This is a genomic window from Campylobacter sp. CFSAN093238, from assembly GCF_012898015.1.
In the GTDB taxonomy this organism is placed as follows: domain Bacteria; phylum Campylobacterota; class Campylobacteria; order Campylobacterales; family Campylobacteraceae; genus Campylobacter_D; species Campylobacter_D jejuni.
On sequence record NZ_CP040611.1, the window covers coordinates 1621499 to 1646778 of the forward strand.

The 25280-nt window shown below is 31.3% G+C and carries 30 protein-coding genes; 26 read left to right on the plus strand and 4 right to left on the minus strand.

Annotation, left to right across the window (positions count from 1 at the left end; translation table 11 throughout):
* Positions 1 to 24: 24 nt before the first annotated feature.
* The 16 genes from FBF21_RS08240 (at position 25) to hisIE (ending at position 11269) form a co-directional block, all read left to right on the plus strand.
* Entirely contained in the window at positions 25 to 822 is a 798-nt protein-coding gene (locus FBF21_RS08240; protein WP_002851251.1) for an MBL fold metallo-hydrolase, read from the plus strand.
* 87 nt (positions 823 to 909) lie between these two features.
* Positions 910 to 1128 carry a translation initiation factor IF-1 gene (gene infA, locus FBF21_RS08245; protein ID WP_002781436.1) on the plus strand — a complete coding sequence of 73 codons (219 nt, stop codon included), beginning with the start codon at positions 910 to 912 and terminating at the stop codon, positions 1126 to 1128.
* Between the two features lie 171 nt (positions 1129 to 1299).
* The gene (rpmJ, locus tag FBF21_RS08250) at positions 1300 to 1413 is read left to right on the plus strand and encodes a 50S ribosomal protein L36 (RefSeq protein ID WP_002781429.1); all 114 of its coding nucleotides are present in this window, start codon (positions 1300 to 1302) and stop codon (positions 1411 to 1413) included.
* Between the two features lie 2 nt (positions 1414 to 1415).
* The gene (rpsM, locus tag FBF21_RS08255) at positions 1416 to 1781 is read left to right on the plus strand and encodes a 30S ribosomal protein S13 (RefSeq protein ID WP_002800121.1); all 366 of its coding nucleotides are present in this window, start codon (positions 1416 to 1418) and stop codon (positions 1779 to 1781) included.
* A 9-nt stretch (positions 1782 to 1790) separates the two neighbouring features.
* On the plus strand, positions 1791 to 2183 hold the full coding sequence (rpsK, locus tag FBF21_RS08260; protein WP_002779544.1) for a 30S ribosomal protein S11: 393 nt from the start codon (positions 1791 to 1793) through the stop codon (positions 2181 to 2183).
* A gap of 27 nt (positions 2184 to 2210) precedes the next feature.
* Positions 2211 to 2837: a 30S ribosomal protein S4 gene (gene rpsD, locus FBF21_RS08265; protein ID WP_002858938.1), complete on the plus strand. Its 627-nt coding sequence runs from the start codon at positions 2211 to 2213 to the stop codon at positions 2835 to 2837.
* Positions 2838 to 2849: 12 nt separating this feature from the next.
* Positions 2850 to 3863, plus strand: a complete 1014-nt coding sequence (locus FBF21_RS08270; RefSeq protein ID WP_002855748.1) for a DNA-directed RNA polymerase subunit alpha — start codon at positions 2850 to 2852, stop codon at positions 3861 to 3863.
* 3 nt (positions 3864 to 3866) lie between these two features.
* A complete protein-coding gene (gene rplQ / locus FBF21_RS08275; RefSeq protein WP_002851332.1) occupies positions 3867 to 4220 on the plus strand; it encodes a 50S ribosomal protein L17 in 354 nt (117 codons plus the stop codon).
* Between the two features lie 172 nt (positions 4221 to 4392).
* A complete protein-coding gene (hisG, locus tag FBF21_RS08280; RefSeq protein ID WP_002886568.1) occupies positions 4393 to 5292 on the plus strand; it encodes an ATP phosphoribosyltransferase in 900 nt (299 codons plus the stop codon).
* A 7-nt stretch (positions 5293 to 5299) separates the two neighbouring features.
* Positions 5300 to 6586: a histidinol dehydrogenase gene (gene hisD / locus FBF21_RS08285; protein ID WP_002867578.1), complete on the plus strand. Its 1287-nt coding sequence runs from the start codon at positions 5300 to 5302 to the stop codon at positions 6584 to 6586.
* Complete coding sequence (gene hisB, locus FBF21_RS08290) at positions 6583 to 7641, plus strand: bifunctional histidinol-phosphatase/imidazoleglycerol-phosphate dehydratase HisB (protein WP_057991089.1); 1059 nt, start codon at positions 6583 to 6585, stop codon at positions 7639 to 7641. The genes hisD and hisB overlap by 4 nt, the downstream gene beginning before the upstream one ends.
* Entirely contained in the window at positions 7638 to 8225 is a 588-nt protein-coding gene (hisH, locus tag FBF21_RS08295; protein ID WP_002851270.1) for an imidazole glycerol phosphate synthase subunit HisH, read from the plus strand. Before hisB ends, hisH begins: the two co-directional genes overlap by 4 nt.
* The gene (hisA, locus tag FBF21_RS08300; protein ID WP_002860060.1) at positions 8222 to 8953 is read left to right on the plus strand and encodes a 1-(5-phosphoribosyl)-5-[(5-phosphoribosylamino)methylideneamino]imidazole-4-carboxamide isomerase; all 732 of its coding nucleotides are present in this window, start codon (positions 8222 to 8224) and stop codon (positions 8951 to 8953) included. Before hisH ends, hisA begins: the two co-directional genes overlap by 4 nt.
* A complete protein-coding gene (locus FBF21_RS08305) occupies positions 8938 to 9876 on the plus strand; it encodes an HTH domain-containing protein (protein WP_002860061.1) in 939 nt (312 codons plus the stop codon). Before hisA ends, FBF21_RS08305 begins: the two co-directional genes overlap by 16 nt.
* Entirely contained in the window at positions 9877 to 10644 is a 768-nt protein-coding gene (hisF, locus tag FBF21_RS08310) for an imidazole glycerol phosphate synthase subunit HisF (RefSeq protein WP_002860062.1), read from the plus strand. It begins immediately after the preceding gene.
* Between the two features lies 1 nt (position 10645).
* Positions 10646 to 11269 carry a bifunctional phosphoribosyl-AMP cyclohydrolase/phosphoribosyl-ATP diphosphatase HisIE gene (hisIE, locus tag FBF21_RS08315; RefSeq protein ID WP_002886571.1) on the plus strand — a complete coding sequence of 208 codons (624 nt, stop codon included), beginning with the start codon at positions 10646 to 10648 and terminating at the stop codon, positions 11267 to 11269.
* A gap of 25 nt (positions 11270 to 11294) precedes the next feature.
* Here hisIE and FBF21_RS08320 read toward each other — a convergent pair whose 3' ends face one another.
* Together FBF21_RS08320 and FBF21_RS08325 are read right to left on the minus strand one after the other, a co-directional pair.
* Positions 11295 to 12455 (minus strand): 2,3,4,5-tetrahydropyridine-2,6-carboxylate N-succinyltransferase, encoded by a 1161-nt coding sequence (locus FBF21_RS08320; protein ID WP_002851311.1) that lies wholly within the window; start codon positions 12453 to 12455, stop codon positions 11295 to 11297.
* A 25-nt stretch (positions 12456 to 12480) separates the two neighbouring features.
* The gene (locus tag FBF21_RS08325) at positions 12481 to 13587 is read right to left on the minus strand and encodes an Mrp/NBP35 family ATP-binding protein (protein ID WP_002867572.1); all 1107 of its coding nucleotides are present in this window, start codon (positions 13585 to 13587) and stop codon (positions 12481 to 12483) included.
* Positions 13588 to 13709: 122 nt separating this feature from the next.
* Here FBF21_RS08325 and FBF21_RS08330 point away from each other — a divergent pair, with 122 nt between their 5' ends.
* From FBF21_RS08330 to prfA, 6 genes are all read left to right on the plus strand, one after another.
* Positions 13710 to 14825, plus strand: a complete 1116-nt coding sequence (locus FBF21_RS08330; protein WP_002868302.1) for a bifunctional 2-C-methyl-D-erythritol 4-phosphate cytidylyltransferase/2-C-methyl-D-erythritol 2,4-cyclodiphosphate synthase — start codon at positions 13710 to 13712, stop codon at positions 14823 to 14825.
* Entirely contained in the window at positions 14822 to 15709 is an 888-nt protein-coding gene (locus FBF21_RS08335; RefSeq protein ID WP_002868301.1) for a response regulator, read from the plus strand. The genes FBF21_RS08330 and FBF21_RS08335 overlap by 4 nt, the downstream gene beginning before the upstream one ends.
* Positions 15687 to 16847, plus strand: a complete 1161-nt coding sequence (locus FBF21_RS08340; RefSeq protein WP_002868300.1) for a sulfate adenylyltransferase — start codon at positions 15687 to 15689, stop codon at positions 16845 to 16847. The genes FBF21_RS08335 and FBF21_RS08340 overlap by 23 nt, the downstream gene beginning before the upstream one ends.
* 4 nt (positions 16848 to 16851) lie before the next feature.
* Positions 16852 to 17352, plus strand: a complete 501-nt coding sequence (locus FBF21_RS08345; protein WP_002851418.1) for a phosphatidylglycerophosphatase A — start codon at positions 16852 to 16854, stop codon at positions 17350 to 17352.
* Positions 17353 to 17430: 78 nt separating this feature from the next.
* Positions 17431 to 17694 carry a 30S ribosomal protein S20 gene (gene rpsT / locus FBF21_RS08350; protein WP_002856547.1) on the plus strand — a complete coding sequence of 88 codons (264 nt, stop codon included), beginning with the start codon at positions 17431 to 17433 and terminating at the stop codon, positions 17692 to 17694.
* A gap of 18 nt (positions 17695 to 17712) precedes the next feature.
* Positions 17713 to 18780 carry a peptide chain release factor 1 gene (gene prfA, locus FBF21_RS08355; RefSeq protein ID WP_002868299.1) on the plus strand — a complete coding sequence of 356 codons (1068 nt, stop codon included), beginning with the start codon at positions 17713 to 17715 and terminating at the stop codon, positions 18778 to 18780.
* Between the two features lie 13 nt (positions 18781 to 18793).
* Here prfA and FBF21_RS08360 read toward each other — a convergent pair whose 3' ends face one another.
* The gene (locus FBF21_RS08360) at positions 18794 to 19537 is read right to left on the minus strand and encodes a HugZ family heme oxygenase (RefSeq protein WP_002870076.1); all 744 of its coding nucleotides are present in this window, start codon (positions 19535 to 19537) and stop codon (positions 18794 to 18796) included.
* A 192-nt stretch (positions 19538 to 19729) separates the two neighbouring features.
* On the opposite strand from FBF21_RS08360, the gene FBF21_RS08365 reads away from it, so the two are divergent.
* The 4 genes from FBF21_RS08365 to FBF21_RS08380 are packed head-to-tail and all read left to right on the plus strand — an operon-like array spanning position 19730 to position 24426.
* A complete protein-coding gene (locus FBF21_RS08365; RefSeq protein WP_002870077.1) occupies positions 19730 to 21886 on the plus strand; it encodes a TonB-dependent receptor in 2157 nt (718 codons plus the stop codon).
* Positions 21861 to 22847 (plus strand): iron ABC transporter permease, encoded by a 987-nt coding sequence (locus tag FBF21_RS08370; protein ID WP_002851460.1) that lies wholly within the window; start codon positions 21861 to 21863, stop codon positions 22845 to 22847. The genes FBF21_RS08365 and FBF21_RS08370 overlap by 26 nt, the downstream gene beginning before the upstream one ends.
* Positions 22847 to 23623, plus strand: coding sequence for an ABC transporter ATP-binding protein (locus FBF21_RS08375; RefSeq protein ID WP_002870078.1), 777 nt, complete (start codon positions 22847 to 22849; stop codon positions 23621 to 23623). Before FBF21_RS08370 ends, FBF21_RS08375 begins: the two co-directional genes overlap by 1 nt.
* Positions 23620 to 24426 (plus strand): ABC transporter substrate-binding protein, encoded by an 807-nt coding sequence (locus FBF21_RS08380; protein WP_002870079.1) that lies wholly within the window; start codon positions 23620 to 23622, stop codon positions 24424 to 24426. Before FBF21_RS08375 ends, FBF21_RS08380 begins: the two co-directional genes overlap by 4 nt.
* On the opposite strand, the gene FBF21_RS08385 is transcribed toward FBF21_RS08380, so the two are convergent.
* Entirely contained in the window at positions 24423 to 25280 is an 858-nt protein-coding gene (locus FBF21_RS08385) for a radical SAM/SPASM domain-containing protein (RefSeq protein WP_002870080.1), read from the minus strand. The genes FBF21_RS08380 and FBF21_RS08385 overlap by 4 nt on opposite strands.

Sequence of the window (25280 nt, forward strand, 5' to 3'; positions counted from 1 at the left end):
TTATCTAAAAATTTAAGGATAAATATGTTTAATTTTATAACCACTCTTTTAAAAACCAATCTTTATTTTTTAGAAGAAAAAACCACAAGCAAAAATTCAAATCAAACCCATATAATCTCACTTAAACAGTCTGATGATGAATTTTTAAATTTATTATTTTCTTTTTTAGTGCCACAAAGCGATGAAGATAAGAATTTTATAGAAAAAACTCGCACAAAAATCAAAAGAAATGAGCATAATATTGTTCTGATAAAAAATCCAAATTTTAATGCTTTAATAGACACAGGGTTTTTAGATACTATTGACACATTAAAAGAAAAATTACATATCCATAAAACCGATTTTAAAGATATCACTCATATTATCTTAACACACGCACATCCTGATCATATAGGTGCTTTAATGAGCGAAGAAAATCTTTTTCCAAAAGCTCAAATTTTAATCGATAAAAAAGAATATGATTTTTGGATCAAAAGCGATAGACAAGAAATTAAAAACACCTTGCTTAAACTTAAAAATATAGAATTTATCGATCATTCCAAAGATTTGATCTTTCAAAATTCAGGTATTAAAGCCATACCTGCTTACGGGCATACCCCAGGTCAAAATGCTATCATAATTGATGATAAAATAGTCTTTTGGGGAGATTTACTTCATCTTTATGATATACAAATCCCAAAACCTAAAATCGCTATAAAATTTGATATAGATCAAAATGAGGCTATACAAACAAGGGAAAAACTACTTAAAGAATTTAAAGAAAGAAAACTCAAAGTTATAGGGACTCATGTGCCTTTTATCAAACCTAAATTTTTAGATTAATTACTTAAAAATTACTAAAAATTAAGTAAAAATTTTAATAATTTTTGCTAAAATTATAGCCTTTTTATTTCATGAAAGGAGAAAATTTTGGCAAAAGATGATGTAATTGAAATTGATGGCACCGTACTTGAAGCATTGCCTAATGCAAATTTCAAGGTTGAACTTGACAACAAACATGTAATTTTATGTCATATTGCAGGAAAAATGCGTATGCATTATATAAGAATAATGCCAGGTGATAAAGTAAAAGTAGAACTTACACCTTATAGCCTTGATAAAGGGCGTATAACTTTTAGATATAAATAATCTAAGTTATTTAAAAGCTAATTTTAGATAAAATTAGAGTTTTTGCGACAAATTACATCGAACTATATGAAGAAGTATTTTTAAAATCCACCACTTATTTTGAAAATAGTTGGTTATTCATAAAACCTGATGTAGTCGTAAATCAAGTGGAATTCATTCAAGGAGACGCTCATGAAAGTGAGACCATCGGTTAAAAAGATGTGCGACAAGTGCAAAGTAGTTCGCCGTAAAGGCGTGGTTCGCATTATTTGCGAAAATCCAAAACATAAACAAAGACAAGGATAAACATGGCTCGTATTGCAGGTGTGGATTTACCAAAGAAAAAAAGAATTGAGTATGGACTAACCTATATTTATGGTATAGGACTTTTCACTTCAAGAAAAATTCTAGATAAAGTAGGAATTTCTTATGATAAAAGAGTTCATGAGTTAAGTGAAGATGAAGCAGCAGCTATCCGTAAAGAAATTCAAGAAAACTATATGGTTGAAGGGGATTTGAGAAAACAAGTTGCTATGGATATTAAAGCACTTATGGATTTAGGAAGCTTTAGAGGCTTAAGACACAGAAAAGGCTTACCAGTTCGCGGACAAAAAACAAAAACAAACGCAAGAACTAGAAAAGGTAAGAGAAAAACTGTTGGTGCAAAATCATAAGGATAAATCATGGCAAAAAGAAAAATCGTAAAGAAAAAAGTAGTTAAAAAAAATATAGCAAAAGGTATTGTTTATATCAGTGCGACTTTTAACAATACTATGGTTACAGTGACTGATGAAATGGGAAATGCTATCGCTTGGAGTAGTGCAGGTGGTTTAGGATTTAAAGGTTCTAAAAAATCAACTCCTTATGCAGCACAACAAGCAGTAGAAGACGCTTTAAATAAAGCAAAAGAACACGGAATTAAAGAAGTAGGCATTAAAGTACAAGGACCAGGAAGCGGTAGAGAAACTGCTGTTAAGAGTGTAGGTGCTATGGAAGGAATCAAAGTAACTTTCTTAAAAGATATCACTCCATTAGCTCACAATGGTTGCAGACCGCCTAAGCGTCGTCGTGTCTAAGATATAAGAAAAATTTAGGAGAATATTATGGCAAGATATAGAGGACCAGTAGAAAAATTAGAAAGACGCTTTGGTGTTAGCTTAGCATTAAAAGGAGAAAGAAGACTAGCTGGCAAAAGTGCACTAGACAAACGCCCTTATGCGCCAGGACAACACGGAGCAAGAAAAGGTAAAATTAGTGAGTATGGACTTCAATTAAGAGAAAAACAAAAAGCTAAATTTATGTATGGAGTAAGCGAAAAGCAATTCCGTCGTTTATTTGCTGAAGCAGCAAGAAGAGAAGGAAATACAGGGGTATTACTTATCCAGCTTTTAGAACAAAGATTAGACAATGTGGTATATAGAATGGGTTTTGCTACAACACGTCGTTTTGCAAGACAACTTGTAACACATGGACATATTTTAGTAAATGGTAAAAGAGTGGATATTCCTAGCTTTAGAGTAGAAGCAGGTGCTAAAATCGAAATCATCGAAAAAAGCAAAAACAATCCTCAAATAACAAGAGCTATCGAACTTACAGCACAAACTGGAATCGTTGCTTGGGTTGATGTTGAAAAAGATAAGAGATTTGGAATTTTCACAAGAAAACCTGAAAGAGAAGAAGTTGTCATTCCGGTTGAGGAAAGATTTATCGTTGAGCTTTACTCTAAGTAATAGGGGCTAAATATGAGAAATATTACAACATCTGCTTATACGCCAACAGAATTTACAATAGAAAACATTAGTGATACTGTGGCTAAAATCAGTGCTTGGCCTTTTGAGATCGGCTATGGAATCACCCTAGCCCATCCTTTACGCCGTTTGCTTTACACTAGCACCATAGGATATGCTCCAACTGCGATCCATATTGATGGCGTAGCTCATGAATTTGATAGCATGCGTGGTATGCTTGAAGATGTAGCACTTTTTATCATTAATCTAAAAAAACTACGCTTTAAAATTAAAGGCGAATCAAATAAAGAAATAGTAGAATTTAGCTTTAAAGGCTCAAAAGAAATTTACGGCAAAGATCTAAATAATGATCAAGTAGAGGTAGTAAACAAAGACGCCTATCTAGCAACTATCAACGAAGATGCTGAACTCAAATTCACATTGATCGTTGAAAAAGGTATTGGCTATGTACCAAGCGAAGAAATTAAAGAGCTTATAAATGATCCTAAATTTATAGCTTTAGATGCTTTCTTTACACCTGTAAGAGAAGCAACCTATGATATTGAAAAAGTTTTGTTTGAAGATAATCCTGATTATGAAAAAGTGGTTTTAACTGTAACAACTGATGGACAAATCACTCCAAATGAAGCTTTTCAAAATGCTCTAGAAGCTATGTATAAACAATTATCAGTATTTGATAAAATCACCAATGTTAGAAGCGTAATTAAAAATCAAGCAACAAGCAATGAACTAGAAAATACTAAATTATTGCAAAACATTACAGATTTAAATTTAAGTGCTAGAAGTTATAATTGTCTTGAAAAAGCAGGAGTAGTTTACATAGGCGAGCTTGCTTTGATGAGTGTAAGTGAACTTGCAGGGCTTAAAAATTTAGGTAAAAAATCTCTTGATGAAATTAAAAACATCATGGAAAGCATAGGTTTTCCTGTGGGAACTTCTAAGCTTAGCGATAATAAAGAAATACTTAAAAATAAAATCGCAGAATTAAAAGCACAAAACGAAGGATAAAGAATGAGACATAAACATGGATATAGAAAACTTGGCAGAACTTCATCTCATCGTGCTGCCTTATTAAAAAATTTAACTATAGCTTTAGTAAATAGCGGAAAAATCGAAACTACTCTACCAAAAGCTAAAGAATTAAGAGGTTATGTAGAAAGATTGATTACTAGAGCAAGACTTGGAGATTTTAACGCTCATAGAGCAGTTTTTGCTTCATTACAAGATAAAAACGCTACTAATAAATTAGTGACTGAAATTGCTCCAAAATTCAAAGATCGCAATGGTGGATATACAAGAATCATCAAAACAAGAATTCGCCGTGGTGATGCTGCTGAAATGGCTTTCATCGAATTTGTAGCTTAATCAAATCCTAGCTTTTGCTAGGATTAATACTTCAATTAAATACCTTAAAAATAAAAAGTTTTAAATAATTATTTTAAATAAAATTAAATTTATTTATTTTCTAAAACCCTTGCTAAAAATTCAACTACTTATGCTAATATAAGTTTTTAATTTTTAATTTCAAGGATATGTTATGCAAGAAAACACTCGTTTACGCATTGCGATACAAAAATCAGGTAGACTTTCAAAAGAATCCATAGAGCTTCTTTCAGAATGTGGTGTTAAAATGCATATCCATGAACAAAGCTTGATCGCTTTTTCTACAAATTTACCCATAGATATTTTACGCGTTAGAGATGATGATATCCCTGGGCTTATTTTTGATGGGGTTGTAGATTTAGGCATTATAGGGGAAAATGTTTTAGAAGAAAATGAACTTGAACGCCAGTCTTTAGGAGAAAATCCAAGCTATAAGCTTTTAAAAAAGCTAGATTTTGGATATTGCCGTCTTTCTCTTGCCTTACCTCAAGAAAATAAATTTCAAAATTTGAAAGATTTTGAAGGCTTAAGGATAGCTACTTCTTATCCACAACTTTTAAAGCGTTTTATGAAAGAAAATGGGATTAATTATAAAAATTGTACGCTTACAGGTTCTGTTGAAGTAGCCCCTAGGGCAAATTTAGCCGATGCGATTTGCGATCTTGTTTCAAGCGGGGCAACTTTACAAGCAAACAATCTTAAAGAAGTTAAAGTCATTTATGAATCTCATGCTTGTTTGATTCAAAAAGAAAATGCTTTAAGTAAAGAAAAACAAGCCTTAGTGGATAAAATTATGTTGCGTGTAGCAGGAGTAATGCAAGCAAGAGAATCTAAATACATTATGCTTCATGCTCCAAAAGAAAAGCTTGATAAAATTCAAGCCCTACTTCCAGGAGTTGAAAGACCGACTATCTTACCTTTAGCACACGATGAAAAAAATGTAGCTTTACATATGGTAAGTAAAGAAAATCTTTTTTGGGAAACCATGGAGGCTTTAAAAGAAGAAGGTGCGAGTTCGATTTTAGTTCTGCCTATAGAAAAAATGTTAAAGTGAGTAAAAAATGCAAATTTTAGTATATGATAATTTGGATGAAAAACAAAAAGAAGAAGCGTTAAAACGCCCTGCTATAAGTGCGAAAGATGAAATTTCAAAAATAGTAAGTTCTATCATTAAAGAAGTGCAAGAAAAAGGCGATGAAGCTTTGATAGAACAAGCTTTGAAATTTGATAAGGCTGAAATTTCAAAGATTAAAATCACTCAAGAAGAAATCACTCAAGCAAGCAAGCGTTTAGATAAAGATTTACAAGAAGCTATTTTAGTGGCTTATGAAAATATCAAAAAATTTCACGAAGCCCAAATCCCACATGAAATCGCTCTTGAAACTACAAAAGGCGTTAAATGTGAAGTTTTAACACGCCCTATAGAAAAAGTAGGACTTTACATACCAGGGGGTTTGGCACCTTTGTTTTCAACGGTTTTAATGCTAGCTATTCCTGCAAAAATTGCAGGTTGTGAAAAAATCGTTTTAGCAAGTCCTGCAAAAATCAATGATGCTGTGCTTTTTTGTGCTAAGCTTTGTGGCGTGGATGAAATTTATCAAATGGGCGGTGCAGGAGCTATAGCAGCTTTGGCTTACGGTACCCAAAGTGTTTTAAAGGTGGATAAAATTTTTGGCCCAGGAAATGCCTTTGTAACCGAAGCAAAACGCCAAGTAAGTAGTGATATAAACGGAGCAGCTATTGATATGCAAGCAGGACCTAGTGAAGTTTTAGTCATAGCTGATGATTTAGCTAATGAAAAATTTGTAGCTAGTGATTTGCTTTCACAAGCTGAACATGGTGCAGATTCTCAAGTGATTTTAGTGTGTTTAAGTCAAGATTTTGCTAAAAAAGCAAGTGATGAAGTCCAAAGTCAATTAGAACTTTTGCCTCGCAAAGAACTTGCAAGCAAAAGCATTGCTAATTCACGCATTATCATAGCTAAAGATTTAAATCAAGCTTTAGAAATTTCAAATCTTTACGCCCCTGAACATTTGATCATACAAACTCAAAATCCACGAGAACTTTTAAAAGGTGTAAAACACGCAGGATCAGTATTTTTAGGAGCTTATTCCCCAGAGTCTATGGGTGATTATGCAAGTGGGACAAATCATGTTTTACCTACTTATGGACTTACTAAAACGCATTCTAGTTTAGGTTTGGCAGATTTTAGTAAAAGAATGACCGTTCAAGAGTTAAGTAAAGAAGGTTTTTTAGCTTTAGGTAAAAGTGTTGAAATTTTAGCACAAAATGAGCATTTAGACGCGCACAAAAATGCAGTAACTTTTCGTTTAGAAAGCTTAAAATGAGTCAAAAAATCCTTTTTATAGATAGAGATGGCACTTTAATAGAGGAGCCAAAAAGCGATTTTCAAATCGATACTCTTGAAAAATTGCGTTTTGAAAAAGATGCTATTCCCACTCTTTTAAAACTAAAAAAATTTGGATTTAAATTTGTTATGGTAAGCAATCAAGACGGTCTTGGAACACCAAGTTTTCCAAAGGAAAATTTTGAAATCGCTCATGAAAAAATGCTTGATATTTTAAAAAGTTGCGGTATAGAATTTCAAGATATTTTTATTTGTCCGCATTTTGAAAATGAAAATTGTGCTTGCAGAAAACCTAAAACCGCTATGTTAGAAGAGTATATCAAACACGAACTTTATGATAAGGAGCAAAGTTTTGTTATAGGAGATCGTGAGAGTGATATGATCTTGGCTTCAAATTTAGGCGTGCGTGGTTTAAAATACGGCGAACTTTCTTGGAAAGAAATAGAAAATGAAATTTTAAATTCTTTTAGAAGCGCGAGTTATCAAAGAACTACTAAAGAAACAGATATAAAAGTAAAGGTATGCTTAAATGGGGGTAAGGTTAGCATTAAAACAGGTATTGATTTTTTTGATCACATGTTAGAGCAAATCGCTGTACATGGAGGTATAGGGCTTGAAATTTCTTGTAAAGGAGATTTGGAAATCGATGAGCATCATAGCGTTGAAGATGTAGCCTTAGCACTTGGAGCTTGTATCAAAAAAGCTTTAGGGGATAAAATCGGCATTGCAAGATATGGTTTTGCTTTACCTATGGATGAGTGTTTGGCAAGTTGTGCGATGGATTTTTGCAATCGTCCCCATTTAGTCTATAAAGCCAAATTTAAAAAATCTCATTTAGGGGCTTTAAGCACAGAAATGATCGAGCACTTTTTTTATTCTTTAAGCTATGCTATGGGCGTGAGTTTGCATTTAAAAGTTAAAGGCAAAAACGATCATCATAAAGCCGAAGGGCTTTTTAAAGCCTTTGCAAAAGCTTTGAAAATGGCAGTAAAAATAGAAAGTGAAAATTTAGCCAGCTCTAAAGGAGTGATATGAAAATCATCATCATCGATACAGCCTGTGCGAATTTAGCATCTTTGAAATTTTGTCTAGATAGATTAGGTTTTAATGCAACTATCAGTAGGGATTTAAAAGAACTTGAAAGTGCGGATAAGCTTTTTTTACCTGGAGTGGGTACCGCAAAAGAAGCAATGAAAAATTTAGAACAATTTAATCTTATTGATTTTATTCAAAATACCAAAAAACCTTTGCTTGGTATTTGTTTAGGTATGCAAATTTTAGGAAATTTTTCTGAAGAATTAAATCAAGAAACCTTAAAACTCATAGATTTTACAACTCAAAAATTTAAAGCTAAAGAAGGCTTTACTTTTCCACATATGGGATGGAATGAAGTTTATAGCTCTCATGCTTTGTTTAAAGGCTTAGAAGGGGCTTATTTTTATTTTGTGCATAGTTATTGTGTAGGACTTGGGAAATACACTATAGCAGATTGTGAGTATTCGCAAAAATTTAGCGCAAGCGTAATGAAAGATAATTTTTACGGAGTGCAATTTCACCCTGAAAGAAGTAGCGAGGCTGGGGAAATTTTAATTTCAAATTTTATTAAGGATATAGGATGACTCAAATCATACCCGCACTCGATCTTATAGATGGCGAAGTGGTGCGTCTTGTAAAAGGGGATTACGAACAAAAAAAAGTATATAAATACAATCCCTTAAAGAAATTTAAAGAATACGAAAAAGCAGGAGCGAAAGAACTTCATCTTGTAGATCTTACAGGTGCAAAAGATCCTAGCAAAAGACAATTTGCTTTGATAGAAAAATTAGCCAAAGAAGTCAGTGTCAATTTGCAAGTAGGTGGAGGTATACGCTCTAAAGCAGAAGTTAGAGCTTTGCTTGATTGTGGAGTAAAAAGAGTAGTTATAGGATCTATGGCAATTAAAGATGCGACTTTATGTCTTGAAATTTTAAAAGAATTTGGTAGTGAAGCTATAGTTTTAGCCTTAGATACGATTTTAAAAGAAGATTATGTTGTGGCTGTAAATGCTTGGCAAGAAGCAAGCGATAAAAAGCTTATGGAAGTTTTAGATTTTTATAGCAATAAAGGCTTAAAACACATACTTTGCACAGATATTTCAAAAGATGGCACCATGCAAGGAGTAAATGCAAGACTTTATAAACTTATCCATGAAATTTTTCCTCATATTTGCATTCAGGCAAGTGGTGGAGTAGCAAGCTTAAAAGACCTTGAAAACTTAAAAGGAATTTGTAGTGGGGTTATCGTAGGAAAAGCTTTATTAGACGGAGTTTTTAGTGTAGAAGAAGGGATAAGATGTCTGGAAAATTGACCTATAAAGAATTAATTATAGAAGTTTTAAAACAAACTAAAAAGCCTTTAAATGTGAGTGAAATTTGGCAAAAAGCTCTTGAAAAAGGCTTAGATAAAAAGCTTTCTAGTATAGGACAAACACCCACTCAAACAATTTGGAATAGGTTGCTTACAGATAAAATTAACTTTCTTAAAACCTCAATAAAACCTACAACTTTTTGGCTAAAAGAAAGAGAAAATGAACTTTTAAAGCTTGATAATAAAAATGAAATTACTAACGAAAAACAAGAAAAAAATAAATTTCATGAAAGAGATTTACACCCCTTGCTTGTAAAATTTTTATATGAAAATTTAGATTTTAATTTAAATTGCAAAACAATTTACCATGAACAAAGCAAAAAGGGTAAAGGTGGGGAAGATAAGTGGAATTATCCTGATATTGTAGGGGTTTATTTTCCTTATGATGATTATGAAAAAGAAACCATAACACTTTTAGAAAATATCAAACAAAACAGCTATAAACTTTTTTCTTTTGAACTTAAAATTGCTTTAAATTTTTCAAATTTAAAAGAATGCTATTTTCAAGCTGTAAGTAATTCTAGCTGGGCAAATGAAGGCTACTTGGTTGTTTTACAAGAAATTGATAGCGAAGTTTTAAGCGAGTTAAGACGCTTAAATCAAAGTTTTGGCATAGGAGTGATAAAACTTGAAAAAGATATTTCAAATTCTCAAATTTTAATTAGTGCAAAAGAAAAAGAACTTGATATTCAAACACTAAATATGCTGATCAATAAAAATCCAAATTTTAAAGAATTTATTGATGATATAAACAAACAAATTAAAGTGGGCAAAGAAGCAAAAATTCAAGCTAATTTTGATGAAATTAAAAGCGATGAAGAAATGGAAAAATATCTTAAAGAAAAATGTATTTTGGAGAAATAAATGCTTACAAAACGCATAATTGCATGTTTAGATGTCAAAGATGGCAGAGTAGTAAAAGGAACACAATTTAAAAACCATAAAGATATGGGAGATATCATAGAGCTTGCTAGGTATTATTCTCAAAATGGTATTGATGAGCTTGTTTTTTATGATATTGCTGCAAGTGCTAGAAAAGAACGCATATCAAGAGAATGGGTAAGTGAAGTAGCAAAAAATATCAATATTCCTTTTTGTGTTGCAGGGGGTATTAAAAGCGAAGAAGATGCAGCTGAACTTTTGGCTAATGGGGCAGATAAAATTTCTATCAATTCTCCTGCTTTAAATGATCCAAGCCTAATCACACGCCTTGCTAAAAGCTTTGGCGTGCAATGCGTAGTAGTAGGGATTGATAGTTTTAAAGATGAAAATGGAAATTTAAAAGTATTTCAATACACAGGGGATGAAAAAACAAGTAAACATAGTGGAAAAAGCACTTTAGAATGGGTTAAAAAAGTGCAAGATCTAGGTGCAGGCGAAATTGTTTTAAATATGATGAATCAAGATGGTGTTAAAAATGGCTATGATTTAGAACAATTAGAAGCTGTATATAAAATTTGTAAAGTACCTTTGATCGCAAGTGGGGGAGCGGGAAAAATGGAACATTTTTTAGAAGCTTTTAAACTAGGTATAGATGGGGCTTTAGCTGCTTCTGTTTTTCATCAAAAACTTATAGACATTAAAGAATTAAAAATTTATCTTAAAAATCAAGGCTTAAGTATAAGGATATAATATGCAAAATTTCAAAGAACTTAATGAAAAAATCGCTTGGCAAAAAGTGGATAATCTTTTACCTGTCATCATCCAAGATGCAAAAACTTGCGAAGTTTTAATGCTAGGCTTTATGAATAATGAAGCCTTAGAAAAAAGCTTAGAAAGTGGCAAAGTAGTCTTTTTTTCACGCACAAAACAGCGTCTTTGGATGAAGGGTGAAGAAAGTGGAAATTTCTTAAATATCATAGATTTAAGCTTAGATTGTGATAATGACACGCTTTTAATTTTAGCAAATCCTGTAGGGCCTACTTGTCATACGGGCGATATTTCTTGTTTTGAAAAAATTTCTAAAAATGCAGATTTTGTTTTTCTAGACAGACTTGAAAAACTTATTAATGCACGCAAAAATGCCGATGAAAATACTTCTTATACAGCAAAACTTTTCAAAAGTGGTACAAAACGCATCGCACAAAAAGTTGGTGAAGAAGGCGTAGAAACAGCTTTAGCAGCGATAGTAAAAGATAAAGAAGAGCTTATTTGTGAAGCAGCGGATTTAATGTATCATTTAAGTGTTTTACTTGCAGATGCAAATCTTAGTTTCTCAGATGTGATTTCAAAGTTGAAAGAAAGACATAAAGCTTAAAGCTTTATGTAAAATAAAATTTATATCAATGCAAGGCTTCATTAAGTTTGACTGCTTTTTTATTTAAAGCTACTATCATAGCACCACTTATAGAATCTTGACGGAAATGTAGTCCATTTAAACCTTTAAGCTCTAAGCCTTTGTAAATTTCTTTATCAAAATTAAAATAAGGATTAAGTTTAGCAAGTTCTTCGGCATCTTTGAGTAAAAATTTCGTTCCCTCTAGCACTGCAATACCTGCATCAACTATACAATTATCCCCTAAAGGAATTCCTGTCACTGAATTAGCCCCTAAAAGACAAGCCTTGCCTACGCTTATAGCATTGCCACTTGTTCCACTTAAAACACCTAAAATCGAAGCTCCGCCACCTACATCAGAACCTTCTCCTACTATAGCACTTGAACTAATACGCCCTTCAACCATACAAGCTCCTGTTGTACCTGCATTAAAATTCACATAACTTGCCCCTGGCATGATGGTTGTTCCTGCTGCTAAAGACGCACCCATTCTTACTTTAGAACTTTCTAAAATTCTTGTATTATCCTCAGGGATAATATGTGCTAAAAATCTTGGGAATTTATCAACAAAATCGATTTTTGGATATTGATTGCTCATTTTTAAACGCATTTCATTTGCTCTTAAATACTCAAGCTCGATAGGCTTATCATCACTCCAAGCTACATTGCTTAAAAGTCCAAAAGCTCCATTTAAATTGATACTTCTTAAAGGTACTTTTTTAGTAGAAAGCAAATAAAGTTTTAGATAAATACTTTCTACACTTAAAGGTTCTTTATCTTCAAAAAGACAAACAAAAGAAAATTCATCGTCTTTAAATTTATCTTTGATAATCTTTAATAAATCAATATTTTGATGCCCATCTTCTTCTAAAAAAGGTTTAAAACAAGAAAGTGCAAAATCAATATCTTCTAATTTCAAAGTTTGCACAAACTCACTTGCATTAAAATCAATCTCCACGCCCCTTTGCATAAAAGCTTCAAGCATGATTGCCGCTGAGCCAAAATTTTGCTCATAGTTAATCAAAGCAAAACTTGCTTGTAAGATTTTATTTTTATTTAACTGTCCTCTATCAAGCCTTGCTATACCAAAAGCTTTAGGTTTTTTATAGCCACTTTTTTGCTCGATTTGTTTGATTAAAAGTAAAAAATCTTCTTTAGTATTAATCATTTTCTTTTCCTTATCCACTTAATTTTTAATGCGAACACGCACTTTTTCCATTCATCACAGGTTGTATAGCAGAATTATCCGCACCACCTTCATTGTTAATCTTTTCTATAAAACTCCAAATTTTTTCAGCCGCCATTAAATAACGCCTTGAACTCACACTTTCAGGGTGATAAAAACTCACAGGCTTGCCTTCATCTCCACCTTCTCTTACTATCATTTCTATAGGAATTTGTGCTAAAACTTCACTTTTATAGGCTTTTGCCATATCTTCAGCTGTTCCTTTACCAAAAATATCATACTCTTTACCATTATCAGGACATAAAAATCCACTCATATTTTCAATCACACCCGCTATAGGAATATGAAGTTTATTAAACATATCTAAAGCTCTTTTGCTATCGTCTAAAGATACGGTTTGAGGCGTGCTTACACAAACTCCTGCAGTAATAGGAATACTTTGCGCAGAAGTAATTTGTGCATCGCCTGTTCCTGGAGGCATATCTAAAAACAATACATCAAGTTCAGGCCAAATCACATCAGCTAAAAGTTGCTCGATTGCTTTCATAATCATAGCTCCACGCCACATAAGGCCTTGACCCTCTTCGATCAAAACCCCCATACTCATCATATAAACACCATGAGTTAAAATAGGCTTTAATCTCTGCCCTACTACTTCAGGCTGAGTTTTGGTTTCACCTAGCATTCTTGGAATATTTGGCCCATAAATATCCGCGTCTAAAATACCTACTCTTTTTCCCATTTTAGCCATGGAAATTGCTAAATTTACTGTAGTTGTAGATTTACCCACACCACCTTTTCCACTTGAAACCATGATGAAATTTTTTACTTGTGGAGCGATATTTTTTCCACTTCTTGAATTACTTTTTTCTTCAGGAATTTTTGGAGTAATGATATTAAGTTCAATATTTTTTAAAGCCAAACTCGATAAAGCTTCAATAATATTTTTACGAATTTCATTAGCTACTTCAGGATTTGCTGAAACGATTTCTATATCAATGAATACACCATCATCTTGAATTTTAATATCTTTTACAAAGTTAAAACTCACTATATCCTTTTCAAAACCAGGATATTTTACAGTTTTTAATTTCTCTAAAATTTGTTCTTTCATATTTTTTCCTTGTCTTTTAAAAAAATCAATTTTACTAATAAAATGATAAAATTTAGCTTTTTATAAGTGTATAATATGGTAACATTATAAAAACCAACAATATTAAAAAGAGGAATGAAAAAATGAGTGAAATGAGCCTCATTATGTTAGCAGCTGGAAATTCTACTCGTTTTAATACAAAGGTAAAAAAACAATTTTTACGACTTGGAAATGACCCTCTTTGGCTTTATGCAACAAAAAATTTAAGCTCTTTTTATCCTTTTAAAAAAATAGTTGTTACCTCTAGTAATATCACTTATATGAAAAAATTTACTAAAAACTATGAATTCATAGAAGGTGGTGATACCAGAGCAGAATCCTTAAAAAAAGCCTTAGAGCTCATAGATAGCGAATTTGTTATGGTAAGTGATGTAGCAAGGGTATTGGTGAGTAAAAATTTGTTTGATCGTTTGATTGAAAATTTAGATAAAGCAGATTGTATTACCCCTGCTTTAAAAGTTGCAGATACAACACTTTTTGACAATGAAGCCTTGCAAAGAGAAAAAATCAAACTCATTCAAACCCCGCAAATTTCTAAAACCAAATTGCTTAAAAAAGCCTTGGATCAAAACCTAGAATTTACAGATGATAGCACAGCTATAGCTGCAATGGGTGGAAAAATTTGGTTTGTTGAAGGTGAAGAAAATGCAAGAAAACTAACCTTTAAAGAAGATCTTAAAAAACTTGATTTGCCTACACCTAGCTTTGAAATTTTTACTGGCAATGGTTTTGATGTGCATGAATTTGGAGAGAATCGCCCTTTGCTTTTAGCAGGAGTGCAAATTCATCCTACTATGGGGCTTAAAGCACACAGCGATGGAGATGTTTTAGCTCACTCTTTAACCGATGCGATTTTAGGTGCTGCAGGACTTGGAGATATAGGAGAGCTTTATCCTGATACTGATATGAAATTTAAAAATGCCAACTCCATGGAGCTTTTAAAACAAGCTTATGATAAAGTCAGAGAAATAGGTTTTGAACTCATTAATATAGACATTTGCGTCATGGCACAAAGCCCTAAACTTAAAGACTTTAAACAAGCTATGCAAAGCAATATAGCTCATACTTTAGATTTAGATGAATTTAGAATCAATGTTAAAGCCACAACAACGGAAAAATTGGGTTTTATTGGAAGAAAAGAAGGTATGGCGGTGCTTAGTAATGTAAATTTAAAATATTTTGATTGGACAAGATTATGAAAGTTTTAATTATTGAAAATGAAATTTATCTAGCGCAAAGCATTAGCATTAAACTAAGTGATGCTGGATATAGCTGTGAAATTATTAACTCGTTTGATGAATACAATGGTGAAAAATACTATGACATTATACTGCTTTCTACAAATACTAATAATTTTCTAAAAGCCGTAGGTCAGTTTAAACATAGTATTATTATTTTGCTTATTTCTTATATAAGTACAGATACAGTTTCAAATCCTTTGAAATTAGGTGCTAGTGATTATATTCAAAAACCCTTTATGATAGAAGAGCTGATTAGAAAAATAAAGCATTATCAGGATTTTAGAAAACTTTCAATCCTTAATAAAGCTTATCAAAGCTATATCAAATCAAGATTAGAAACAATCAAAATTCCAGAGTATAATTATAAAAAATTAAAACTTCCATTGATATTAAAATCCAACAAGCAAAGCAGTGCTGATGCTTTTGTTTTTAATTATGCAAATGAATGTGACATTACTCTTTCTTTTATTGATTTAACATCTACAAATTCAGTTGAAAAAGTTATGAAACTTCCCACAGAAAACAATCTCTTATTTTTGAGTAATTTTCAAGCATTAAAAGCAACAGAAAAGGAAAAACTCCTAGATTTTATACAAAACAAAAATGTTATTTTGCATACCAATTCAAATACAGATGATTTAAAAATAAACTGCATTAATTTAAATGATAATGAAAAAAATATCAATAGCAATGAAATTTTAACTATAGATGAGTATGTAAAATATGTTATTATAAATTACCAAAATATATTTCCTGATACTGATCTTTCAAAAAAATTAGGCATTTCACGTAAATCTTTATGGGAAAAAAGGAAGAAATATGAAATCAGCAAGAAAAAATAAAAACATTACCATAGATCAAAATGAATTTGGCATCTTGTCACTTATTAAAGAAGGTTTGCTAGGTACTTGCACTCATTTAATGAATGAAAAAGAAGTCAATGAAATCATTAAATCAGGAAAATTTAAAGGAGAAAGTTTTCCCTATCCCTTAAGCTTTGCACCAAAAAATGCTGAAGAAGCACTAAATGATATAAAATCTGGCGATAGAATCGATCTCATACTAGATGAAAAAGTAGTAGGACATATAGATTTTAAAAGCCAATTTAAAAATAATAAAAATTTTTCTGATATTTTCAGTCCTAACACTTGCTCTTTAGAAGACATGGGAACAACTTGCATAAGTGGAAAAATAGAAATTTATAATTCTCAAATTGAAAAAATAAAAGAAAATTTTCAACAAATCAAAAACAATCTTAATGCACAAAAAATTACTGCTATAGTTTCAAGTTTTGATCCTTTGCATCGTGCCCATGAAAGAATGTTTCGTTGGACTATTGATAAAGCAGATTTAGTTGTAATTTTTCTTGTAGAATCTTTTGATGTAAATGGGTTTGAATTCGAACTTAAAGAAGCATATTTGAAAAAATTTATTCAAAACTATCTTCCACCGGATAGAATTTTCATTTTTCCATTAAAAAATATTAATATTTTTCACGCTCATTTAAATCCTGGCTTAGAAAGTATTATCGCAAAAAGTCTAGGTTGTACCAAACTAGTAGTAGGACAAAATCATACAGGACTTGGAATGTTTTATGACGATAACCAACCAAAAACCATACTTGATGATTTTTCCAAGGACTATGGCATAGAAGTGATCGTTTTGCCTGAATTTGTATTTTGCGATCAATGTCGCATGATTGTTAGCACAAGATCTTGCCCTCATGGTTGTCATCACCATTTGCACTATAATTCTCAGTCTTTAAAAGATTTACTAAGAGCGGGTATCATTCCTCCAGCAATTTTCATGCGCAAGGAAGTATCTAGTGTTATTTTAACTTCTCTTTTTCCAAATAGATTAAAAAATATGCAAAAAATTTATAATGAGCTTTTTCCAACTGATGGAATTTTAGAATACAAAAATGATGAAGAATTTTATCAAAAACTTTTAGAAATTCATCAAATGTCTTATATGGTGTAATAAAATGCAAAAATTATTTTTAACTTTTTTTTATTCAGGTTCTGTAAAAAAGGCAAGTGGGACTTTTGGTACTATCGCTGCTTTAATACCTGCTTTTTTTATACTTAAATATCTCGGGATTAATACTTTGTTTTTACTAAGCATTTTAATTTTTGTTGCAAGTATTCGTGTTATAGATGATTATGAAAAAAAAACAGGAATTCACGATGACAAACACATAGTTATCGATGAGGTTGCTGGAGTTTTTCTTGCTTGTGCTATTGCAGCAAGTGTTGAAAACTCGATAGTCAATTTTATTTTGGCTTTTGTTTTATTCAGACTCTTTGACATTACAAAACCTTCTATTATTGGTAAGATAGATAAAAAAGTCAAAGGCGGACTAGGTGTAATGCTTGATGATATGTTAGCAGGATTGTTTGCTGGACTTTTAAGTGCGGTAATTTATGGATTTTTACTTAAATTTAATTTAGTTTTTTGGGATATAAATTTAAAAGACTTATTTTGAAATTTTGCTTAAATTAATTAAATTTTAAATTTTATTCTTATATAATTTAGTCTTTAATTTCAAAAAAGGAAAATATAAATGGCAAACCATAAATCTGCTGAAAAAAGAGCAAGACAAACTATTAAAAAAACAGAAAGAAATAGATTCTATAGAACAAGACTTAAAAATATAACTAAAGCCGTAAGAGAAGCTGCAGCAAATGGAGATAAAAATGCTGCTAATGAAGCTTTAAAAGTAGCTAATAAAAGCATTCATGCTATGGTAAGTCGCGGTTTCATTAAAAAACAAACTGCTTCTCGCCGTGTAAGCCGCTTAGCCCTTTTAGTAAATAAAATCGCATAATTTTCTATATAGTTTTTAATGTTAGCTAGCAAACTAGATCCTTTTTTAAAACGCTTTGAAGAGTTAAATTCTCTTCTTAGCAGTTCTGATATAATCAACGATATCAGTAAAATGACTACACTCTCTAAAGAACAAAAAAATTTAGAACCTATCGTTTTAAAAGCTAAAGAGTATTTAAAAACTTTAGACAATATAGAAGAAAATAAAGCTTTGCTAAACGATCCAGAACTTGGGGAACTTGCGAAAGAAGAACTAAAAACTTTAGAAGAATTAAAACCAAAGCTTGAAGAAGAGATTAAAATTTTACTTCTTCCTAAGGATCCCAATGATGAAAGAAATATTTTTCTTGAAATTCGTGCAGGCGCAGGTGGCGATGAGGCATCTTTATTTGTAGGAGATCTTGTAAAAGCTTATGCAAGATATGCTGAAAATCGTGGCTATAAACTTGAGATTGTAAGTTCTAGTGAAGGAAGTGTAGGTGGATTTAAAGAAATCATCATGCTTGTTAAAGGAACAGGAGCTTATTCAAGACTTAAATATGAAGGTGGAACGCACCGTGTTCAAAGAGTTCCTCAAACAGAATCCCAAGGACGCGTGCATACTTCTGCTATCACCGTGGCAGTAATGCCAGAAGTTGATGATATAGAAATCGAAATCAATCCAAACGATCTTAAAGTTGATGTTATGCGATCTTCAGGACATGGTGGACAAAGTGTAAATACTACTGATTCAGCTGTTCGTATCACTCATATCCCTACAGGTATAGTTGTAGTCAATCAAGATGGAAAAAGCCAACACAAAAATAAAGAAAGTGCGATGAAAGTCCTAAAAGCAAGGCTTTATGAAATGCAAGAGAGTGAAAGACTAGCAAAAGAAAGTGAAGCAAGAAAATCACAAGTAGGAAGCGGAGATAGAAGCGAACGCATTCGCACTTACAATTTTCCACAAAATCGTATCAGCGATCATAGAATAAATCTTACTTTATATCGCTTAGATGCCATTATGCAAGATGGGCTTTTTGATGAAATCATAGAACCTTTAATCACTCATCATCAAGCCCAAGCTTTACAAGAACAAAATTTATAAGACTTTATATAAATTAATGCTTATGTCGATTTCCACTAGCACCTACATGTGCGACATTTCCATTTTCTATATCATAAGCTTGACCAAAACCTTTTACAAAGCGTCCTTTTTTAAATTCAAGCTTTACTAGATGAAAATCAAGCATCTTGCGTATAGTTTTAATGCCTCCTTCTCCTCCGGTTTGTTTCTCAAACTCATCATAAATTTGATCAAATCTTTCATCTCTCTCTAAAAAACTTGCATCTACTCTATAGCGCAATCTTTTGCGAAGTATAACAGAAGCGGCTTTACTCTCATCCTCTAAAAACATTATTTCTATATTGTTTGGATTTGCTTTGATGTTGTTAAAATGTTCGCTTACTTCACTTATATAAATATAATTTCCCCATTGTGTGCTTACAAAAGGTGCATACGAGCAAACAACTTCTCCATTTACATTTAAAGTTGCCAAAGCTACAGAATTAAAACTTAGCATAAATTCATTTAATTCTTTTTCTACTCCACTAAAATTTTGCTCACTCTTTGCACTCATGCAAAGGGATATTATAGTATCTTTAATCGTGTTTTCATCGGCTTTTTTAGGAAATTCCACTCGTAAATTTTCTTTATCATTGTAAACAAGATCCAAGCCATTAAAATCAACACTTTTTAGAAAAACATCTTGTACTTGCTCAATACCACCAAATTTTTTACAAAGATCAACTAAATTTGATTTATGATGATCATTCATATGAGAAATAATGCTTTCAAAATTCATTTTTATCCTTTCTTGATTTTAAAATAAAATATTAAAAAAAATGGTATCAATTATCAAATTAAAAATAACTTAAAATATAAAAATTATCTATTTTAACAAAAATTTATACTAAATTAAGTTAATAAAGGATAAATTTCGTTCAAATTATTATGATATAAATTATCATTATTTATTTTATTTAAGGAGTAAAATTTGCACCCAAATAAAAAGTTTTATAAGTTATTTAAGTTATCTTTATTTGCATTATTACTAATAACTAATTTAAATGCACAAGAATCAAATGAAGCTATCAATCTACAAAAAGTTGTTGTTAGTGCAACAGGTTTTGAACAAGATGCAGACTCAAATTTACGCAATGTAATCAGCATTGAAGGCAAAGATCTGCAAAATAAAGGTTATGTTTCCTTAGAACAAGCCTTAGAAAGAATTTCGGGCATTAGTTTTGTAAATTTTGGACTTGGACGCAATATAGACATGCGTGGACAAGGAAATAAGTCCAATATAGCTGTAAAAGTTATGATCGATGGGCGTGCTATTAATGTTCTTGATAATTCCCATGGTGTAACCCCGCTAAATAGTATCAATTTAGATAATGTAGAACGCATAGAAATCATACCTGGGGGTGGGTCTGTGCTTTATGGAAATGGTACTAGAGGGGGTGTGATTAATATCATTACAAAAAAACAAAAATCAGATGCTTTTGCTATAAATTTAAAAAGCAGTACCTATAATCATGGTGGACTAGGTGGAAATTTAGGTATCAATGGCGCCAAACAAATAAATGAAAATTTAGCTTTTAGCTTTGATATACAAAGTTTTAACCTTGATGGATATCAAAAAGGTTATAATGAAAAAGGTTATTTTATTAACACAAAAACCTATATTGATATCAATGATAATAGCGACTTAACTTTGGGTTATAATTATTTTAAAAGCAAAAATACCAGCAGTGGCTATCTAACAAAAACACAAGCTCAAAGCAATCCAACTCAAAAAGGTAATAGTGACAATATCACACAAATCAATCGCCCTGAAATTTCTTTGGATTATCATTACTATTTTGATGATATATGGGAATTTAACCTAGAAGCTTTTTGGCAAAATCAAAAGATCAATTATCTAAAAGATGTTTCTACAATGAGTTATAGAGGTATGAGTCTTCCTGTATATCAAAATGGAAGTGGTTTTGAAGACACGCTTACAGGGATAAGTTTAAAAACAAAACTAAATTATGCAAATAATTCTTATTTTATTTTTGGTTATGAATTTGCAAACCATGATGCAAAAAGAAAGAGTTTGGTGTATTATAGCGCTGCACCTATTATAAACTATCATAGGATGACAACTTTAATGGATATGACTAAACAAAGCCATTCTATTTTCGCTCTTAATTCTCATAATTTTAATGAATTTTTCACTTTATCCGGTGGAGCTAGATATGAATTTAGCACTTATAATACCAATAGATCTTATAGAAATGAAATGAGTATGAACGGAAGACCGCCATCATCAAATCCTATGATCACAGACTCAACAACCCTTTTTGATACCGATAAAAACACCAATAATTTTGCTTTTGAAATCACCCCTAACTTTAAATACTCTGACACAGGCAATCTTTATCTTAAATACGAAAGAGGTTTTGTTTCTCCTACACCTGCTCAGTTTGTCAATCGCAATAACAACACTAGTAATGGAATACCACCCTATTATTCATCGAACCTAAAAGCCGAGATCTTTGATACCTTTGAACTAGGAATTGATGATTTTTGGTGGGATTTTTACGGCTTTAATCTAACTTTATTTTACACTCTAAGCAAAGATGAAATTTCTTATCTTGGAAACCCTCATTCTACTAGTGGATCTTGGTGGAAATATTATAATATAGATCAAACTCGCCGTTTAGGAGTAGAATTAAGCCTGAGTCAAAATTTTTTAGATGATGATTTAATCTTTAGAGAAAGTCTAACTTATCTTGATGCTAAAATTTCTAAAGGTGTTAATGACGGCATGAGAATTCCTTATGTTTCAAAAATCAAAGCCACAGCTGGGCTTGAATACGCTTGGAATAAAAATTTCTCAAATTTTATTGATTTAACCTATTTTTCTAGAGCAAAAGATGGTGGCACTATAGATGAAAATACAGGAAAAATGTCTAAAAATTCTTGGATAAGGGATTATTTTTTAACAGATATTGGCATGAAATATAATTATAAAAAATTACAAATTTTAGCAGGAATTCGCAATCTTTTCGATAAAAGATACTACACCTATCAAGACAGTATAAATGATCAATACCTAGTTGGAAATGGCAGAAACTACTATGTTGAATTTAAATACGCATTCTAAAATTTTAGTGATTATAGGGCTTTTGGTAGCTTATATAATCGCTTCTTTTACAGCACTTTGCTTAGGAGATGAGAATTTAAACCCAAAAGAGCTTTTTTCATATATCTTTAGCCAAGATGAAATTTTAAGACAAATAATCATAGATGGACGCTTACCACGGATTATAATGGCGATTTTAATCGGTATGCTTTTAGCTAGTAGTGGGGCTATCACTCAAAATGTATTTTCAAATCCTATAGCTGATCCTTATATCATAGGTATAGCTTCTGCGGCAACCTTTGGAGCGGTTTTGGCGTATTTGTTAAAATTGAATGATTATTATTATGGAATTTTAGGTTTTGTTTGCTCTGCCTTTTTTGCCCTAGGAGTTTTTAAAATTTCTTCTAAAGCTTCTATAGCAACTTTACTCATTATCGGCATAGCAGCTTCATCTTTTTTAGGGGCTTTCACTTCTTTTTTCACTTATCTTATAGGCGAGGATTCTTTTAAAATAGTCGCTTGGCTTATGGGAAATATAGGCAATGCTTCTTGGTTTCGTGTAGGAATTTTAATCTTGCCTTTAATTTTTTGTTTGTTTTATTTTTACGCTCATAAAAACGAATTAAACATACTTTTAAGCGGAGATGATGAAGCTAGAAATCTAGGGGTAAATGCTCAAAAATTAAAGATAAATTTACTCATTGTCTCATCCTTGGCTGTATCTTTTGCGGTTGCTTTTAGCGGACTTATAGGCTTTGTTGGACTCATCATTCCTCATACTATAAGACTTTTGCTTAAAAATTATAATAATGCCTTAGTTATCCCTTTATGTACAGCATTTGGAGGATTATTTTTACTTATTTGTGATACTTTAGCAAGAACTCTTTTAGCTCCTGTGCAAATTCCGATTGGAATTTTAACTGCATTTTTTGGAGCTCCTATTTTTTTATACTTGGCTTTAAGTGCTAGGAGATTTTTATAATGCTAAAAATACATGATTTAAGCTTTGCTTATCACCAAAAAGATTTACTAAAAAACATTCATTTAGAACTTAAAAATCAGGCTTTTATAGGAATTTTAGGGCCAAATGGCTCAGGTAAAAGCACTCTTTTAAAACTTATACTTAAAAATTTAAACCCAAATAAAGGAGAAATAAGTCTTTTTAACACAAATATCAAGGATTTTTCTCTTAAGGAATTTGCCAAAATTTGCGGCTTTGTGCCTCAAAAATCAGAATTAAACACCCCTTTAAAAGTCATAGATGTGCTTTTAATGAGTAAATATGCGAATTTAAAACACGCTTTTAGTTCTTATTCTAAAGAAGATATTTTAGAAATTAAAAAATTTGCTAAAGATTTAAGACTTGAAAATTTTCTAGAAAGAAGCATACTTTCTTTAAGCGGGGGTGAATTTCAAAGAATGCTTTTAGCAAGAGCTTTGCTTAAAAAGCCAAAAATTCTTTTTTTAGACGAACCCACTTCAGCCCTTGATTTAAACTATGCTATAGAACTTTTAAGCCTTTGTGAAAAACGAGTTAAAGAAAAAAATATTGCCGTTGTTGCTATCTTGCATGATTTAAATTTAGCTTCTATGTTTTGCGATAAAATCCTTTTTTTAAAAGAAGGGGAGATAAAGTATTTTGGAACAAGCAAAGAACTTTTTACTCAAGAAATTTTAAAAGAAATTTATGATTTAAACTGCGAGATTGTTTATAAAAATTCTAAACCTTATATTTTAGCTTTAAAGGAGAAAAAATGAAAAAAATTTTAATTATTATGAGTTTGTTTTTAATCACACTAAATGCAAAAGAACGCCTTGTAGTGCTTGATCCTGCAAGCATAGAAACCCTTTTTATGCTTAAGGCTGAAGATCAAATCGTAGGCATTGCTACTTTACAACACTCAAATATTTATCCTAAAGATCAAACCTCAAAACTTACAAGCGTAGGCACTTTTTCAAATCCTTCGCTTGAAAAAATAGTAGCATTAAAACCAAGTTTGGTGATTTTAAGCTCTTATTCTTTAAATTTAGAAGAAGGACTTAAAAATTTTGGTATCAAAAGTATCAATTTAAAAGCCGAGCGTTTAGAAGATATAACAAAAAATATCACAACCTTAGGCCAAATCACCAAAAAAGAAAAAGAAGCAGAGCTTTTAAAACAAGAATTTAACCAAAAATTTAAAAAATTAAGCGATAAACCCCTAAATAAAAGTGCGATTTATCTTTATTCTAGCAACCCTTTAATGGCCTTTAATGATAATTCTTTAATAGCTGATATTTTAAGACTTATAGGGATTAAAAATTTAAGCCCGCAAAGTCAAATTTCAAGACCTGTTATATCAGCAGAATACATACTGAAACAAAATCCAGACATACTCATTCTTGGAATTAATGCTAAAAACAATCTTTTAGATACAAATGCTTTATTGAAAAATACCAAAGCAGTTAAAACAGGAAGTATTTATTTTAACAAAGATACACCTATATTATTACGTCTTAGTCCTAAGATAATAGATAGAATTCAAGAATTTAAAACAAAGCTAGAAAATAACAATTTTTAATCACCCAATCTTGCTTTAAAAAATTCGCAAGTTTGACAAAGTTTTTCTATGCGTTTATCTTCTTCAAAAGCTTTTTTCATCATCTTTATACGCGGTGATTTAAAAAGCTTATCAAAGTTATTTTCAAAAACATTTCCCAAGTTAATATCTGCTTTAGTATCCAAACAGCAAGGCACCAAACTTCCATCACTTAAAATCCCAATTTGCTCTTTTAAAGCATGACATTTTCCTTTTTTATAAAGGGGTTCATCTTTTAAATTTGGCCATTTAAAAAGTTTATTTTGATAAAGCAAAATATGTCTTTGCAAGCGATTTTTACTTAAGTTTGCATCGATCTTAGCTTCAAATTCTTTGGCTAAAAACTCATAAATTTTTAAATTTGACTTAGGTGCTTTAAAATTAGCATCTAAATTCCAAAGTCTTAGATTGATAAAAGAAAGGCTTTTTTGCTCTAAATGCTTTTTGCAAAGTTCTAAAATAGGCTTAAAATACTGTTCTAAAGAAATATTGCTTTGACTTAAAAAAGACATTAAAGAAATATTGATTTGATGGATATTCTCATACCCTAACAATAAAGCTTGATTTTTAGAATTTAGATAAAAGCCACTTGTAGTGATTTCAAGTTTCATAGCTTCATCTTTTGCGATTTTTAGATAATTTTCCAAATTAGGTAAAAGCAAAGGATCGCCCAAAAGATGAAAGGTAAAAAGCTCAGCTTTATTAGAAATTTCATAAGCTAAGTTTTGAAATTTTTCTTCACTCATTACCCCGCGAATTCCTTTTTGAGAAGGACAAAAATCACATTTTAAACCACAAATATCGCTTAATTCTATATATATTTTTTTAAATTTCAT

Coding starts and splice junctions, on each gene's coding strand:
- hisH (WP_002851270.1), top strand. CDS start 7,638: ATGAAAATCATCATCATCGATACAGCCTGTGCGAATTTAGCATCTTTG.
- FBF21_RS08240 (WP_002851251.1), top strand. CDS start 25: ATGTTTAATTTTATAACCACTCTTTTAAAAACCAATCTTTATTTTTTA.
- hisF (WP_002860062.1), top strand. CDS start 9,877: ATGCTTACAAAACGCATAATTGCATGTTTAGATGTCAAAGATGGCAGA.
- rpsK (WP_002779544.1), top strand. CDS start 1,791: ATGGCAAAAAGAAAAATCGTAAAGAAAAAAGTAGTTAAAAAAAATATA.
- FBF21_RS08375 (WP_002870078.1), top strand. CDS start 22,847: ATGCTAAAAATACATGATTTAAGCTTTGCTTATCACCAAAAAGATTTA.
- FBF21_RS08385 (WP_002870080.1), bottom strand. CDS start 25,280: ATGAAATTTAAAAAAATATATATAGAATTAAGCGATATTTGTGGTTTA.
- rplQ (WP_002851332.1), top strand. CDS start 3,867: ATGAGACATAAACATGGATATAGAAAACTTGGCAGAACTTCATCTCAT.
- hisA (WP_002860060.1), top strand. CDS start 8,222: ATGACTCAAATCATACCCGCACTCGATCTTATAGATGGCGAAGTGGTG.
- rpsM (WP_002800121.1), top strand. CDS start 1,416: ATGGCTCGTATTGCAGGTGTGGATTTACCAAAGAAAAAAAGAATTGAG.
- FBF21_RS08335 (WP_002868301.1), top strand. CDS start 14,822: ATGAAAGTTTTAATTATTGAAAATGAAATTTATCTAGCGCAAAGCATT.
- FBF21_RS08380 (WP_002870079.1), top strand. CDS start 23,620: ATGAAAAAAATTTTAATTATTATGAGTTTGTTTTTAATCACACTAAAT.
- FBF21_RS08305 (WP_002860061.1), top strand. CDS start 8,938: ATGTCTGGAAAATTGACCTATAAAGAATTAATTATAGAAGTTTTAAAA.
- rpsT (WP_002856547.1), top strand. CDS start 17,431: ATGGCAAACCATAAATCTGCTGAAAAAAGAGCAAGACAAACTATTAAA.
- rpsD (WP_002858938.1), top strand. CDS start 2,211: ATGGCAAGATATAGAGGACCAGTAGAAAAATTAGAAAGACGCTTTGGT.
- FBF21_RS08270 (WP_002855748.1), top strand. CDS start 2,850: ATGAGAAATATTACAACATCTGCTTATACGCCAACAGAATTTACAATA.
- hisD (WP_002867578.1), top strand. CDS start 5,300: ATGCAAATTTTAGTATATGATAATTTGGATGAAAAACAAAAAGAAGAA.
- FBF21_RS08360 (WP_002870076.1), bottom strand. CDS start 19,537: ATGAATTTTGAAAGCATTATTTCTCATATGAATGATCATCATAAATCA.
- hisG (WP_002886568.1), top strand. CDS start 4,393: ATGCAAGAAAACACTCGTTTACGCATTGCGATACAAAAATCAGGTAGA.
- FBF21_RS08340 (WP_002868300.1), top strand. CDS start 15,687: ATGAAATCAGCAAGAAAAAATAAAAACATTACCATAGATCAAAATGAA.
- hisIE (WP_002886571.1), top strand. CDS start 10,646: ATGCAAAATTTCAAAGAACTTAATGAAAAAATCGCTTGGCAAAAAGTG.
- FBF21_RS08345 (WP_002851418.1), top strand. CDS start 16,852: ATGCAAAAATTATTTTTAACTTTTTTTTATTCAGGTTCTGTAAAAAAG.
- rpmJ (WP_002781429.1), top strand. CDS start 1,300: ATGAAAGTGAGACCATCGGTTAAAAAGATGTGCGACAAGTGCAAAGTA.
- FBF21_RS08320 (WP_002851311.1), bottom strand. CDS start 12,455: ATGATTAATACTAAAGAAGATTTTTTACTTTTAATCAAACAAATCGAG.
- FBF21_RS08330 (WP_002868302.1), top strand. CDS start 13,710: ATGAGTGAAATGAGCCTCATTATGTTAGCAGCTGGAAATTCTACTCGT.
- FBF21_RS08325 (WP_002867572.1), bottom strand. CDS start 13,587: ATGAAAGAACAAATTTTAGAGAAATTAAAAACTGTAAAATATCCTGGT.
- hisB (WP_057991089.1), top strand. CDS start 6,583: ATGAGTCAAAAAATCCTTTTTATAGATAGAGATGGCACTTTAATAGAG.
- FBF21_RS08370 (WP_002851460.1), top strand. CDS start 21,861: ATGTTGAATTTAAATACGCATTCTAAAATTTTAGTGATTATAGGGCTT.
- prfA (WP_002868299.1), top strand. CDS start 17,713: ATGTTAGCTAGCAAACTAGATCCTTTTTTAAAACGCTTTGAAGAGTTA.